Origin of the sequence: Streptomyces sp. NPDC088147 (assembly GCF_044741565.1) — a bacterium.
Taxonomy (GTDB): Bacteria; Actinomycetota; Actinomycetes; order Streptomycetales; family Streptomycetaceae; genus Streptomyces.
This window is the reverse complement of the sequence record NZ_JBIUSY010000008.1, coordinates 251,675-264,846: the sequence shown is the minus strand read 5'-3', so window position 1 is coordinate 264,846 and position 13,172 is coordinate 251,675. Positions and strand designations below refer to the sequence as shown.

General features: G+C 73.1%; 14 protein-coding genes. 2 read left to right on the top strand and 12 right to left on the bottom strand.

Going from position 1 to position 13,172, the window contains the following annotated elements; all coding sequences use genetic code 11:
• The first annotated feature begins 28 nt into the window (after positions 1-28).
• Positions 29-724, top strand: a complete 696-nt coding sequence (locus ACIOGX_RS27390) for a sigma-70 family RNA polymerase sigma factor (protein ID WP_401917121.1) — start codon at positions 29-31, stop codon at positions 722-724.
• 61 nt (positions 725-785) lie between these two features.
• Here the strand turns inward: ACIOGX_RS27390 and ACIOGX_RS27385 are convergent, their stop codons facing one another.
• From ACIOGX_RS27385 to ACIOGX_RS27370, 4 genes are read right to left on the bottom strand one after another with little or no spacing between them, the layout of a single operon-like run.
• Entirely contained in the window at positions 786-2,096 is a 1,311-nt protein-coding gene (locus ACIOGX_RS27385; protein ID WP_401917118.1) for an MFS transporter, read from the bottom strand.
• On the bottom strand, positions 2,083-3,327 hold the full coding sequence (locus ACIOGX_RS27380; protein ID WP_401917115.1) for an ATP-grasp domain-containing protein: 1,245 nt from the start codon (positions 3,325-3,327) through the stop codon (positions 2,083-2,085). The genes ACIOGX_RS27385 and ACIOGX_RS27380 overlap by 14 nt, the downstream gene beginning before the upstream one ends.
• Positions 3,324-4,349, bottom strand: a complete 1,026-nt coding sequence (locus tag ACIOGX_RS27375; RefSeq protein WP_387018962.1) for a pyridoxal-phosphate dependent enzyme — start codon at positions 4,347-4,349, stop codon at positions 3,324-3,326. Before ACIOGX_RS27375 ends, ACIOGX_RS27380 begins: the two co-directional genes overlap by 4 nt.
• A gap of 35 nt (positions 4,350-4,384) precedes the next feature.
• A complete protein-coding gene (locus tag ACIOGX_RS27370; protein WP_356513386.1) occupies positions 4,385-5,125 on the bottom strand; it encodes a methyltransferase domain-containing protein in 741 nt (246 codons plus the stop codon).
• Positions 5,126-5,250: 125 nt separating this feature from the next.
• Here ACIOGX_RS27370 and ACIOGX_RS27365 point away from each other — a divergent pair, with 125 nt between their 5' ends.
• The gene (locus tag ACIOGX_RS27365) at positions 5,251-5,571 is read left to right on the top strand and encodes a DUF6191 domain-containing protein (RefSeq protein ID WP_129771238.1); all 321 of its coding nucleotides are present in this window, start codon (positions 5,251-5,253) and stop codon (positions 5,569-5,571) included.
• Between the two features lie 52 nt (positions 5,572-5,623).
• Here ACIOGX_RS27365 and ACIOGX_RS27360 read toward each other — a convergent pair whose 3' ends face one another.
• From ACIOGX_RS27360 to ACIOGX_RS27325, 8 genes are all read right to left on the bottom strand, one after another.
• Positions 5,624-6,313 (bottom strand): NADPH-dependent F420 reductase, encoded by a 690-nt coding sequence (locus ACIOGX_RS27360; RefSeq protein WP_401917111.1) that lies wholly within the window; start codon positions 6,311-6,313, stop codon positions 5,624-5,626.
• Positions 6,314-6,392: 79 nt separating this feature from the next.
• Entirely contained in the window at positions 6,393-7,613 is a 1,221-nt protein-coding gene (locus tag ACIOGX_RS27355; RefSeq protein ID WP_401917108.1) for an exo-alpha-sialidase, read from the bottom strand.
• Entirely contained in the window at positions 7,610-8,407 is a 798-nt protein-coding gene (locus tag ACIOGX_RS27350) for an HpcH/HpaI aldolase/citrate lyase family protein (RefSeq protein WP_383973027.1), read from the bottom strand. The genes ACIOGX_RS27355 and ACIOGX_RS27350 overlap by 4 nt, the downstream gene beginning before the upstream one ends.
• 89 nt (positions 8,408-8,496) lie before the next feature.
• Positions 8,497-9,477, bottom strand: a complete 981-nt coding sequence (locus ACIOGX_RS27345) for an aldo/keto reductase (protein ID WP_401768187.1) — start codon at positions 9,475-9,477, stop codon at positions 8,497-8,499.
• Complete coding sequence (locus tag ACIOGX_RS27340) at positions 9,474-10,352, bottom strand: ATP-binding cassette domain-containing protein (RefSeq protein WP_401917104.1); 879 nt, start codon at positions 10,350-10,352, stop codon at positions 9,474-9,476. The genes ACIOGX_RS27345 and ACIOGX_RS27340 overlap by 4 nt, the downstream gene beginning before the upstream one ends.
• Positions 10,349-11,239: an ABC transporter ATP-binding protein gene (locus ACIOGX_RS27335; protein ID WP_401917102.1), complete on the bottom strand. Its 891-nt coding sequence runs from the start codon at positions 11,237-11,239 to the stop codon at positions 10,349-10,351. The genes ACIOGX_RS27340 and ACIOGX_RS27335 overlap by 4 nt, the downstream gene beginning before the upstream one ends.
• Positions 11,240-11,242: 3 nt before the next feature.
• Positions 11,243-12,238, bottom strand: coding sequence for an ABC transporter permease (locus ACIOGX_RS27330; RefSeq protein ID WP_356513400.1), 996 nt, complete (start codon positions 12,236-12,238; stop codon positions 11,243-11,245).
• Positions 12,239-12,241: 3 nt separating this feature from the next.
• Positions 12,242-13,171, bottom strand: a complete 930-nt coding sequence (locus tag ACIOGX_RS27325) for an ABC transporter permease (protein WP_356513402.1) — start codon at positions 13,169-13,171, stop codon at positions 12,242-12,244.
• Position 13,172: the final 1 nt, after the last annotated feature.

The window sequence follows — 13,172 nt, the reverse complement described above, 5'->3', positions numbered from 1 at the left end:
ACCATCTGCGATGTGCCCTGCTCCGACGATGAATCCCCCTGCCCGCGGCGCGAGACGCGCCGCCCCCGCCGCCGCTCCCGCTCCCCGCACTCCCGCCGCCACGCCCCGCGCCCCGGAAGGCGGCTCACCGGGTGTCAGGTCCGCCCACCGTGATCGGCAGATCACCGCCTGGGCACTGGCGGCGGGCACGGGCGACCGCGAGGCCGCCGAGCGGTTCGTGCACGCGACGTACGACGACGTACGCCGGTTCGTCGCGCATCTCACCGCCGATGTGCCCGGGGCCGACGATCTGGCCCAGGAGACCTATCTGCGGGCCCTGACCAGCCTGGCGAAGTTCGCCGGCCGCTCCTGCGCGCGCACGTGGCTGCTGTCGATAGCGCGGTGCGTGGTCATCGACCGGTACCGGGGCGCCGCCGCCCGGCCCCGGCTCGCCGACACCACCGACTGGCAGAGCGCCGCCGAGCGAGCCCAGCCGCGCCAACTGCCGGGCTTCGACGAGGGCGTCGCGGTGTTCGACGCGCTGGGCGCGCTGGACCCGGCGCGGCGGCAGGCGTTCGTGCTGACGCAGGTGCTGGGGCTCTCGTACGCCGAGGCCGCCGACGCCGCGGGCTGCCCCGTCGGTACGGTGCGCTCACGGGTCGCACGGGCGCGGCGCGACCTCACCGCCGTATGGCTGGCGGACTGTGACCCCGGGCTGCTGCTCGTTCGCGCGGCGTCCCGGTAAGGCTCGGCCCGGTCCGCGCCGTCCTGGGGTTCAGGTACGGCGCGGACCGCTGTCGGCCGGTTCAGGTACGGCGCGGACCGCCATCGGCCGTCGTGCGCTTCTCCGGCCGGGAGCCGGCGTACCGGCGGCGCACCGCAGCGGCCAGCGGGACCAGCAGCACCGGCAGGACCAGAGCCTGGAGCGCGACCGCGAACCAGAAGCCGCGCGCCGTCCCCATGTCCTCGGCCGCGCCGTACAGCTGACCGCCCGCCACCCCACTGGCGAACGCGCCGATCCCCGCCGCCAGCCGCTGCCGGCCGAACACCACGGCGGGGACGGCGGACGAGCGGTCCAGTGCCTCCAGATCGTTCTTGAGGAAGAGCACGATCTCGCCCAGACAGATCAGCGCGGCCCCCACGCCGATCCCCGTCCGCCCGCCGGCACCGATCACCGCGGTCCCGGCGGCCATCGCGCCGAAGCCCACGCGCATCGCGCGCCGGTAGGAGAGCCCGGCGATCCACTCCGACAACAGGGGCTGCGCGACCACCAGCAGACACGCGTACCCCATCAGCACGGCGCCGTAGAACGACGCCGACGTACGGGGGACGGCGTAGAGCGCCAGATAGTGCTGGAAGAACATGAAGACGTACACGCTCAGTACGGTCACCACGAACGGCAGTCCGTCCCCGCCCGGACTCCCCGCCCGCACGGCGCGATCCTCGTCCGCCCGCGGATGGCTCGCGCCGGGCCCGGAGGACGCGGCCGGCAGCAGCGCGTGCCCGAGCCCGACCACCGCGAAGAGCGCGGTGACACCGGCGAACAGGGCGTCCGGCGAGGTCAGTACGAACGGCGCCGCGGCCGGCGGGCCCAGCGCGATGCCCGCGTTGAACGCCGAACCGCTCGCCGACAGCAGCCGGGGCCGCTCCGACTCGGCCGCCCCCTCCACCAGATACGCCTTGTTCGCGGGGAGATACAGCGCCGCCCCGCACGACACCAGGAACAGCGCGCCGATCGCGGCCGACGGACTGTTCAGTCCCGGCACGAACGCGGCGAAACCCGCCGTCCGCACGGCCAGCGCCACCAGCATCGTGGCGCGCAGCCCGATCCGCCGGGCCAGGGCGCCCCCGACCACCCCGCCGGAGAACTGCACCAGCGAGGCGACGGCGAGCACGAACCCGACCGTGCCCAGCCCGAGCCCCAGCCGCTGGTGCAGCAGCACCGACATGTACGGCAGTACGGCGAAGCTGCCCAGCGTGATCAGGAACGAGCAGACCAGCAGGAACGACCGCGGACCGCCCGGCCGCCACCTCCCGCCGGCCCGCTCGTGCCCGGCCTCGCCGCCGCTCCTCCGTCCGCCGGCCGCGTGTGTGGGCCCGCCCTCACGTCCCGCCATCGGCGACCCGGGCAGGAGCCAGGACGGGACGCACACGCGCCGCGGCGCTCGCCGCCCGGTGCAGCGCCAGCTCGGCGGTGGCCGCCTCGGCCAGCACCATGCCGGTGCAGCCGCGCTGGTCGGCCACGGTATGGATCTCGTCCCCCGGCGCCCTGACCGGGTACCAGCCCACGTCCCCCGGATAGGCACCCAGCTCATCGAGCCCCTGCCAGCCCACGAGGGTCCCCGGCCGGTCCGGATAGACGAGCACGAAACCGCACGCGGCGCCGGAGTGGCCGAGTGGCTCATCCATGAGCCGGGGCCGGTGCCCGAGCGCGGCCTCGATCATCGCCTCGTACACATTCGTCCCCAGGGACCGGCACAGCGCCTCCCCGACCAGGGCGCCGCCGATCCGCCGGTTGATCTCGACCAGCTCGGGCCCCTGGCCGGTGAGGATGAACTCCACATGGGCGAAGCCGCCGTCGTGCCCCGCCGTGCGCAGCACCCGGCCCACCCACGCCTCGATCTCGCCCCGCTCGGCCGACGGCAGCGCGACGGGAAAGGCGGCGGCCTCCTCCCGTACGGCGATGTCCCGCGAGGTCTGCCGGCTGAGCACCCCCAGCAGCCGGGTCTCCCCGGCCCAGCTGAGCGTCTCCGCGCTGTAGAGCGGCCCGGCGAGGAACGACTCCGCGAACAGCCTTCCCGTGAGGGCCTGTTGAGCCGAATCGCGAAGCGCGGAGCGCAGCTCCTCCTCGTCCCTGACCACCCAGACGTTACGGGACGACGTGCCCGCCGAGTCCTTGAGGACGAGTGGCGGCGCGAGCGTACGGAGCACCTCGCCCGCACTGTCCGGATCCGGCGCCACCGGCACGGCGGGGCTCTTGCTCAGTCCGTGGCGGTGCAGCAGTTCGCGGACCCGCGCCTTGTCACGGAGCAGCCGTACCGCCTCGGGATCGGGCCCCGGCAGGCCGAACTCGGCCGCGAGAGCGGCGGCCGGCACACTCCACGTGTCCGTGGTGTTGAGAAGACCGGCCAGTCCGGGCAGGGCGGCGAGCGCCCGCCGGGTCGCGGCCGGGTCGAAGGTGTCGACGTCGACGACGGACAGCGGCGCGTCGTCCGGCAGTGTGTCCAGCTCGTGCCGGTACACCGACCGGTCGCGGGTGAGCAGGGTCAGCCGGTGCCCCGCTCCGTCGGCCGCGGCGGCCATCCGGGCCAGTCCGAACGACAGTGACTCCAGCGCGGCGATGGTCACAACGCGTCCCCTTCCGAACCGACTTCCGCCACCACGGGCTCCTTGTGCGGGCGGCGCGCCCACTCCATCACCGACCACGGCGGACCGAGGTCGTCGAGGGCGTGGATCCTGCGCGGTCGCAGCGTGCGCGGCTCCAGGGCCTCGGCGTGCCGGGCGAACACCCGCTCCACGTACCGGTGTCCGGTGTCCGCGCCGATGACGAGATGCTGCCGTCCCGGGTCGCGCTCCGCCTCCCACGACGCGACCAGATGCGCGGCGCCCGTCGACAGCCCGGCGAAGACGGCGTGTTCGCGCAGCAGACCCACCGCGCCCGCCATGGCATGCCGGAAGTCCACCCAGTGCATCGTGTCGTACAGCTCGTGCCGGACGTTGCCGAACGGGATCGAGCTGCCGATCCCCGCGATGATCGCCTCCGGATCGCTGAAGCGCTCGCTGCCGAACGTCACACTGCCGAACGGCTGGATGCCCACCAGCCGCACCGCGCGCCCGGAGCCGTGCCCCGGCTCCCGCAGCGCCCGGACCAGACCGCCGGTGGAGGCGCCGGTGCCGACGGCGCCCACGACGGTCAGCGACCGGTCCGGCAGCGCCGTCGTGACCAGCTCGGCGAACTCCCGGTAGCCCGCGTAGTGCACCGCGTCGTGGTACTGCCGCATCCAGTGGAAGTCCGGCCTGCGGGCCAGCAGTTCGCGCACGTGCCGCACCCGCCGCTCCTGATCGAGCCGCAGACTCTCCGACGGGGGCATCTGGTCGACCGTCGCGCCCAGCACCTCCAACTGCGCCCGCATCACCGCGTCGACCGTGGTGGACGCCACGATGTGACACCGCAGTCCGTACCGGTGGCAGGCCATCGCCAGCGCCAGCGCGTAGATACCGCTCGAACTGTCGATGAGTGTCTGTCCGGGCACGATACGGCCGCGCCGCAGCAGCGTACGGACCGCGCCGAGCGCCGCGTAGACCTTCATCGTCTCGAAGCGCGCGAGCACCACATTGGGGCTCAGCCGGATCAGGTCCGGGGCCTTCATCGCGTCGGTGACATGCTCGTGTACGCGTACGCCCGTCACTTCCGTACCCCTCTGACGATCAGCCGGCGGGAGTTCTGGTCGTAGGCGCCGCCGTCGAAGCCCCCGAAGCACTCGACATCCGTGAACCCGGCCGCCACGAAGAGATCGTGCAGTTCCGCGGCGCTGTAGAGAAAGGAGGTGAGGGACGCCGTACGGGCCGAAGTACCGCGTACCAGCGTCCAGTCGGTGCGCAGCCGGCGCCAGCTGTCGAGCACCACATCGCGCTGCACCACATAGGAGCCGTCGGGCAGATCCACGGCCTGGGGCCGCCCGATCCAGCCGGCGAGCACCTCCTTGCCCATCACATCCACCACGAGCCGGCCGCCGGGGGCGAGGGACGCGTGGGCGTTGCGCAGGACTCGCAGATTGTCGTCGGGGTCGTCGAAGTAGCCGAAGGAGGTGAAGACGTTCAGCACGACATCGAAGGAGCCCGGTTCGGTGTAGTCGAGCATGTCGGCCCGCACCAGCCGGACGTCCGCGCCGGCCTCCGCGCAGGCGTCCCGCGCCCGGTCCAGCATGGACGGACTGAGATCGACACCGGTGACGGTGTAGCCGCGCCGCGCCAGCGGCACCAGGAACAGCCCGGGACCGCAGCACAGATCGAGCACCCGCGAGCCGGGCGGGAAATCGAGGAGCGGTGAACTCGCCACGATGCCGGCGGCCTGCTCGGCACGGCCGGGAGAGAACATCGTGGGCGCGAAGTCGGACCAGAGGGAGTCGTCCTCGTACCACTGCAAACCGGCTGTCCTCCTCCGGAGCTCAACGGCTCCTGACATGAGCGCTGGTACTCGCTTTCGTGTCAGTAGTCGGCCGTCGCGCCCGGCTGGTTCCCGGCGAGTTCGTGAACCCGCACACTGGAGCGATGGAGACAGTGGTGTTCATGACGCTTCCCGGCCTGGTCATCGTGCTGACCGCGGTGGCCTTCGCCGATCAGCTGCTGCTGCGCGCGGGGCGCGCGGGCATGCTGCCATGGCGCAACAGCGCGCGGCAGGGGCAGATCTCGGCCACCGGGTTCGAGCAGCTGCACGCGAGTTTCTCGCCGGGCAAGCAGAACGAACTGAAGGAGCGGCAGTCGGCGCTGCTGCTCAGGGACGACGAGGAGGACGGCGCCCCGCCGCACCGGACCACGGTGGATCTGGACGGCGGGACGGCGGTCATACGGATGCCGGACGCGCGGCCGTAGCGGACCCCGGCGGGTGACCCCGGCCGGGGTCACCCGCCAGGGGTTGCCGGGCTCAGCCGCGGGTCGCGGCGGCGAGCGCCGTGCGGACCGTCGCGGCGTCCGCGCTCCTGCCCGGGTCGTCGGTGAGGGCGAGCCCCTGCGGGTCCTGCGCGTACGGGATGCCATACGCCGGTGTGCCGGGCTGGAAGCGCCAGCTGTCGGCGAGGGTCCCCCCGTCGACGGTGTCGAAGCCGAGGACGTCGAGCAGCCGGGTCGCGGACGCCTTCGCCCCGGCGTCGTCACCGGCGATCGACAGGGCCGTGCGGTCGGCCGCGCCCGTGGGCCGGGCGAGTGTGGCCAGATGCTTGAAGAAGATGTTGTTGAACGCCTTTACCACCTTGGCGTCGGGCAGATGCCGCTGGAGGAGTTCGCTGCTGGTGGTCTGCTCCGTGTCCAGCTCGGCGATCTGTCCGTCGCGCTCGGGGTAGTAGTTGTTCGTGTCGAGAACGACCTTCCCCGCCAGCGGTGCCACCGGCACCTGGCGGTAGTTCTTCAGCGGGACGGTCACCACGACCCAGTCCCCGGCCGCCGCCGCCTCGGCGGGGGTCGCGGCCCGTGCCCGCGGTCCCAGCTCCGCCACCAGTTCGGCCAGGGTCTCCGGCCCGCGTGAATTGCTCAGGACCACATCCAGCCCGGCGGCGACGCCGAGCCGCGCGAGGGTGCTGCCGATGTGTCCACTGCCGATCAGTCCGAGAGTGCTCATACCGGTGCCAGCCGCATGCCCGGCCGCGGTATTCCCGCCCGCCCGCGACCGGTCACGACGGCCCACGAATGGCCCAGTCTCAGCCGCTCATGTCCTCCCCGGCCGTCCAGGCGGGACTCAGACGCAGATACCTGATGACGCGCCGGTGGTGGGTGAAGGCGACGTGCAGCGTCCCGTCGGGGGACCGGGCGATGGACGGGTAGGACAGTTCGCGGTTGAGGCCGTCCCGGGAGTTGTTGGTGAGGCAGTACCCGTCGCCCGTCTCCAGATCGTGGCGCACCGGCCAGGAACGGCCGCCGTCCGACGAGAAGGAGAGCGTGAGCGGGGCACGCGGAGCGCCCCAGAAGGCGGCGCTGTCCGGAGGCGGCGGCGCGGTGTCGGTTCTTCCCGCGTCCCCCGGGGGCGCGGCCCCGCTCACACCGTCGTCGTCGATCTCGTCGTACAGCGACACCCGTCGCTCGGTGGCGTCGGCGGCGCTGCTGTGGTTGTGCGCCAGGGCGAGCCGGCCGTCGTCCAGCGGGACGTACTGGAGCGAGGAGTTGTTGTTGGGGACGGGCAGCGGCTCCGGCGCCGTCCAGGACTCCCCGCCGTCCTCCGACCGGCAGCGGTACACATGGTCCGCCCGGCGGCTGCGGAACAGCGCGAGCGCCGAACCGTCCGCCAGGACATGGACGTTCATGTGCACCAGCCCGGTGGAGCCGGGCACCGGCCGCTCGTCCCAGGTCGCCCCCGCGTCGTCGCTGATCATGACCGAGCTGGTGTCCCGGCCGCCCGACCACGGCTCGCCCGGCGTGGTGACGCAGCGGAACACGGGCAGCAGCCAGCGCCCCGACGGCAGCACGGCGACCGGCTGGCGTACGAAGACCCCGCCCCCGGCCGTGGCCGGGAACAGGACGCGCGAGGGGCCCCAGGTCACGCCGTTGTCCCGGCTGATCCGTCGCCGCACCTCGGCCGTGTCCTGGTGGCCCGCGCGCTGCGCGGTGTGCAGCAGCCACAGCTCGCCGGAGGGCGCCGGGAACAGTACGGGGTTCTGCTCGGAACGGGTGGCGTCGTCGGAGAGCCGGACCGGCGGGGACCAGCCGGCGGCCTCCGGGGCGAGCCGGGAGAACCAGACGGAGATGTCCGCGACGCCCTCCTGCGTCCCGGCGAACCAGACGCAGCCCAGGTCCCCGCCGGGCAGCACGGTCAGGTTCGCGGCGTGGTTCTGCGCGGCGGGCGCGGCCAGCGAGGCCTCGGTACGGCCCGGTTCGCCGGGATGCGGGCGCAGGACACCGTCGGCGGCCTGGTTCGCCGGGGTCACCGGGCCTCTCCGGTGCCACGAGCGGCGGCGAGATGGCTGCCCGCGATCTGTGCCAGATGCGTCAGGTCACTGGAGACGGTGGCGAAGGTGTAGCCCTCCGCCAGCCGCCGGGCGGCACTGGCGCCGTCCGCGTTGTGGATCCCCGCGGCGATTCCGGCGGCGGCCGCCGTCTCGCGCACGGTGACGAGCGCGGCCTCGAACCGGTCGGCGACGGCGGGGTCGGTGGAGGTGGCGCCGCCGAGGGCGATCCGCAGATCGGACGGGCCGACATAGACGCCGTCGAGTCCCTCGGTCGCACAGATCTCCGCCACGTTGGCGAGGCCGTCCGCCGTCTCGATCATCGCGAGGACGACGGTCTGTTCGTGCGCCTCGGCCGGGTCGGGCCCGATCCGCAGCCCGGAGCGCATCGGGCCGTAGGAGCGGCGGCCGAGCGGCGGGTAGCGTACGGCGGCCACCGCGTCGGCGGCGTCCTGGGCGGTGTCGATGAGCGGCACGATGACCCCGGCCGCCCCCGCGTCCAGCGCGCGGCCGATGGGCGCCGGGTCATTGGCCTCGGTGCGCACCAGCCCGACGGCGGTGCTCCCCTTGGTGTCGATGGCGGTGAGGGAGGCGAGCAGCCCCGCGTACTCGATCAGGCCGTGCTGGGCGTCCAGTGCCACATAGTCGTAGCCGAGGCGCGCGATGCGCTCCGTGGAGACGGGGGAGTCGAGGACGGACCAGTAGCCGATGAGCTGTTCGCGGGCGCGCAGGGCGGTGGCGAAGGCGGCGGGCGTACCGGACGGGGGGCGGGTCATGGAAGTCCCTTCGAGTGGGGCGGGATGGGCCGGCCCGGCGACGGGCCGGGTGGTCCGAGGGCCGGGGCGCCGGGGTGCGGCTCCCCGGGTCAGCGGTTGTACGCGGGCATCGGGCCGCGCAGCCCGGCGCCGACCTCGTCACAGGCCGCGGTCACCCCGGCGGGCAGCGGACCGGCCTGCGCGGCGGCGATGTTGGCGCGCAGCTGCTCGGTGCGGGAGCCGCCGAGCAGCAGCGCGTCGGTGGAGGGCCGGTCGAGCAGCCAGCGCAGCGCCAGTTCGGTGAGCGGGATACCGGCCTCGTCCGCGATCCCGGTGAGGCGGCCGACCGCGGCGAACAGCCGCTCGTCCCAGTAGCGCTGCCGGTACATCGCGGCGAGCTTGGAGTCCCCGAACCGGCCCGAATCCGGGGTCTTCCCGAATGCGTGACGGCCCGTCAGGAGCCCGCCGCCGAGCGGGTTGTAGACCATGGTGCGCAGTCCCGTGACGGCCGCGTACTCGACGTACTCCTCCTCCAGGCGGCGCGCGAGCAGATTGTGCAGCTGCTGGGCGACCACGGGGCGCGGAGCCCCCGTCTCGCCCGCCGTACGGACGAGTTCGGCGATCTGCCAGGCCGCGTGGTTCGAGACCCCGTACGCGAGGATCTTCCCCTCGGCGACGAACTCGGCGACGGCCGCGAGGGTTTCCGCGAGCGGTGTGGCGCGGTCGGGCTGGTGCAGATAGAAGAGATCGACACGGTCGGTGCCCAGCCGTCCCAGGCTGCCCTCCAGCGCGGCACGCATTCCGGCGGCGGACAGCGGCGCGTGCTCGCCCTGGTCGGGGTGGGGGATACCGGCCTTGGTGGCCAGCACGATCCGGTCGCGACGGCCCGGCAGCAGCCCGGCGAGGATACGTTCGCTCTCGCCGCCCGCGTACCCGTTGGCGGTGTCGACACCGGTGATGCCCGCGTCGAGCGCGGTGTCGAGCATGGTGGCGGCGCCCGCGCGGTCGACGGTGTCGCCGAAGGTCATGGTGCCCAGGACGAGCCGGGACAGCGGGACGGGGAACTGCGGCAGGTGGATGCCGTTGGTCACGAGCGGGTGCCTTCCGATACGTGGGTGGCGATGCGCGTCTCAGCCGCGACGCCGAGCAGGTGGCGGGGCTTCACGCCCCGGATCGCCGTGGGGTCGAGGGCGGCGCGGCGCAGCGCCCGGGTGTAGGGCTCGGCCGGTGAGGCGAGCACGGCGCCGGTCGGGCCGCTCTCGACGATCCGGCCCGCGTTCATCACCAGCACATCGTTGCTGATCTCCCGGACCACCCCGAGGTTGTGCGCGATGAAGAGATAGGCGATACCGGTCTCGGCCTGGAGTTCGCGCAGCAGACCGAGCACCTGGGCCTGGACGGAGACGTCGAGCGCGGAGGTCGCCTCGTCGCACACCAGCAGTTCCGGCCGGGAGGCCAGCGCGCGGGCGATCCCGATGCGCTGGCGCTGGCCCCCGGAGAACTCGGACGGCCTGCGGTGCAGGGCGGTGGCGGGCAGCCCGACCCGGTCGATCAGCCCGGCCGCGCGCCGCGCGCGCTCCGCCCTGTCCCCGATGCCCGAGAGGCGCAGTGGCTCGGCCACGATCTGCTGGGCGGTCAGATGCGGGTCGAGTGAACCGTACGGATCCTGGAAGACCATCTGCACGCGCCGCCGCAGCGGGCGCAGCCGCCGCTCGGCCAGCCCGGCGATATCCGTACCGTCGAGCACGATCCGGCCCGAGGTGGGCCTCAGCAGCCGTACGAGGGCGCGGGCGAGGGTGGACTTGCCGCACCCCGACTCGCCGACGACCGCGAGCGAGCCGCCGCGCTCCAGCCGGAAGCTCACCCGGTCGACCGCGCGGAACGGGCCCCGCGCGGTGGGGTATTCGACGACGAGGTCCTCGACGCTCAGGAACGGACCGGCGCCGGTGGTGTGCGTACCGGTCATGGGCGTGCTTCTCCCGTCGTGGTCCGCGCGAGGGTGTCCTCGTCCCAGGCACCGAGCCGGGGTACGGCGGCGAGCAGGCCGCGGGTGTACGGCGCGGCCGGCCGGTCCACGATCCGCGCGGCGGATCCCGACTCCACGAACCTGCCCTCCCTCATGACATGGATACGGTCGGAGACGACCCGGGCGACCCCCAGATCGTGCGTGATCATCAGCATCCCGAGAGACTCCTGTTCCTGTAGTTCCATCAGCAGATCGAGCACGCTCGCCTGCACCGTGGCGTCCAGCGCCGAGGTGGGCTCGTCGGCGATCAGCAGCTCCGGTTCCCCGGCGAGCGCGACGGCGATCAGCATGCGTTGCAGCATGCCGCCGGAGAACTGGTGCGGATACGCCTTCCAGCGCGTCTCCGGCCTGGGGATACGGACCTGGGCCAGCAGGTCGGTCCCCCGTTCCCTGAGTGCGGCACGGGACAGTCCGGGGTGCCGCAGCCGCAGCGCGTCGCCGAGCTGACGGCCGATCGTATGGACCGGGCTGAGGGCCGTCATCGGGTCCTGCGGGATCAGCGACACGGTGCGTCCGCGTACCGCGCGGGCCGCGCCGGGGTCGGCGAGGACGTCCCGCCCGGCGATCCGTACGCTCCCCGACAGCACCGCGAGGCCCTCGGGCAGCAGCCGCAGCACGCCCATGGCGGTGGTGGACTTGCCGGATCCGGACTCGCCGATGAGTGTCACGGTCTCGCCCCTGCCGACGGTGAAACCCACTCCGTCCACGGCGCGGACCACCCCGTGCGCGGTGATGAGTTCGATCTGGAGATCCTCGACGTCCAGCAAGGGAACTTCCTTCGGTGGAGCGCCCTTCGGCCGGGCGTCCTGCGGCGGAACATCCGTCATGGCTCAGGCTCCCTTCCTGACGCGTGCGGCGCGCGTGCCACGCGGCACACGCGCCCCGCGCGGCGCCTTCGTCGTACCCGTACGGTCGCGCAGCCCGTCGCCGAGCAGGTTGACGCCGACCACCAGCAGGGCGATGACCAGACCCGGCAGGGTGACCAGCCACCAGGAGGTGGTGATGTAGTCCTGGCCGTCGGAGATGATCCGGCCCCAGGTCGCGAACGGCCGCTGCGGTCCCGCGCCGAGGAAGCTCAGCGCGCTCTCCAGCAGTACGGCCTGGGCGAGCAGCAGCAGGACCACCAGGCTCGCCGGGCGGATCACATTGGGGATGACATGCCGGCCGAGGACCGACCAGCCGCGCAGCCCCAGGACCCGGGCGGCGGCGACATACGGTTTCTCCCGTTCCACGAGCACGAGCGAGCGGGTGAGCCGCGCCACCTCGGGCCACTGCGCGACCGCGATCACGCAGGTGATGACGACGACCGAAGGACCGAACAGGGCGACCACGAGCAGCAGCATCATCAGCAGGGGCAGCGCGAGCTGGGCCTCCAGCAGCCGGGAGACGACCGCGTCGACCCAGCCGCCGAAGAATCCGGCCGCGGAGCCCGCCGCGACACCGATCAGTCCCGAGACGAGTACGGCGAGGATCCCGACCGTCAGCGAGACCTGGCCACCGTGCAGCACACGGGAGAGCAGATCGCGGCCGAGCTGGTCGGTGCCGAACAGATGCCCCTCACTGAGCGGGGGCAGCCGCCGCCGGGACAGATCCTGCGCGTCGGCTCCGGGGAGCGGCAGCAGACCCGCGAGGGCGACCGGCAGCACGACGAGCGCGGTGCAGACGGCTCCCGCCCACAGTTTGAACCGGGCGCCGCGCCGCTGCCGGGTGGCGGTGGCACGGGCGAGATCGCGGGCGGTGACGGCGCTCGGCCGGGCGCCGGAGGAGGCGGTCGCGCCGGCGGGCGGGATGCCCGGGGACGCGGCGGTACGCGGGGCGGTGGTCATGTCTCAGGCCGCCTTTCCGAGGCGCACCCGCGGATCGAGCAGCGGGTAGGCGAGGTCGACGAGGAGTTGGACGAGGATCGCGAGGGTCGCGGTGACCAGCACGGTGGCCTGGATCAGCGGGTAGTCCCGGGTCTCCAGCGCACGGACGACGAGCGAGCCGACGCCGGGCCAGCCGAAGACGACCTCGACCACGACCACGCCGTTGAGCAGGGCCGCGAACCGCGTACCGATGGCGGTGAGCAGCGGCACCCCCGAGTTGGCGAGGGCGTAGCGCCAGGTGAGGGTGCGTTCGGAGAAGCCGCGCGAGCGGGCGACGGTGAGGTACGGGGAGCCGAGCGCCGTGGTCATCTCGCGCCGTACCAGCCGTGAGATCAGGGCCAGTTGCAGGATGGCCACGGTGACCGTCGGCAGGACGAGACCGCTCCAGGAGGTGAATCCGGAGGCGGGCAGCACGGGAAGCAGCACGGCGAAGACGGTCAGCAGCATCACGCCGGTCCAGAAGTCCGGCATGGACTGCCCGGTGATGGTCAGCACATTCGCGCCCAGCTCGCGCTTCGAGTCGGCGCGGCGCGCCATCCACACACCGAGCGGTACGGCCACCACGGCGGTGACGGTGATCGCGGAGACGGCGAGCGTGATGGTGTACGGCATCCGGTCGAGCACCACGTCGAGGGCCGGGGCATGGAAGGAGTAGCTGGTGCCGAGGTCTCCGGTGAGCAGATCGCGCAGGAAGATGCCGTACTGCGTGAGCAGCGGCTGGTCCAGGCCGAACTGGGCGCGGATACGCGCGAGATCGGCGGTGGTCGCGGTGGGGCCCGCGTAGGCGGCGGCCGGATCGCCGGGGGCGAGACGTACCAGCAGGAAGACGGTGGTCAGGGTGAGGAAGACGGTGAGCAGGCTCTGGCCGAGCCGTTTGGCGAGATACGTCGGCACG

Coding starts and splice junctions, on each gene's coding strand:
- ACIOGX_RS27360 (WP_401917111.1), bottom strand. CDS start 6,313: ATGAGCACTCTCGGACTGATCGGCAGTGGACACATCGGCAGCACCCTC.
- ACIOGX_RS27335 (WP_401917102.1), bottom strand. CDS start 11,239: ATGACGGATGTTCCGCCGCAGGACGCCCGGCCGAAGGGCGCTCCACCG.
- ACIOGX_RS27365 (WP_129771238.1), top strand. CDS start 5,251: ATGGAGACAGTGGTGTTCATGACGCTTCCCGGCCTGGTCATCGTGCTG.
- ACIOGX_RS27350 (WP_383973027.1), bottom strand. CDS start 8,407: ATGACCCGCCCCCCGTCCGGTACGCCCGCCGCCTTCGCCACCGCCCTG.
- ACIOGX_RS27390 (WP_401917121.1), top strand. CDS start 29: ATGAATCCCCCTGCCCGCGGCGCGAGACGCGCCGCCCCCGCCGCCGCT.
- ACIOGX_RS27385 (WP_401917118.1), bottom strand. CDS start 2,096: ATGGCGGGACGTGAGGGCGGGCCCACACACGCGGCCGGCGGACGGAGG.
- ACIOGX_RS27375 (WP_387018962.1), bottom strand. CDS start 4,349: ATGAAGGCCCCGGACCTGATCCGGCTGAGCCCCAATGTGGTGCTCGCG.
- ACIOGX_RS27340 (WP_401917104.1), bottom strand. CDS start 10,352: ATGACCGGTACGCACACCACCGGCGCCGGTCCGTTCCTGAGCGTCGAG.
- ACIOGX_RS27330 (WP_356513400.1), bottom strand. CDS start 12,238: ATGACCACCGCCCCGCGTACCGCCGCGTCCCCGGGCATCCCGCCCGCC.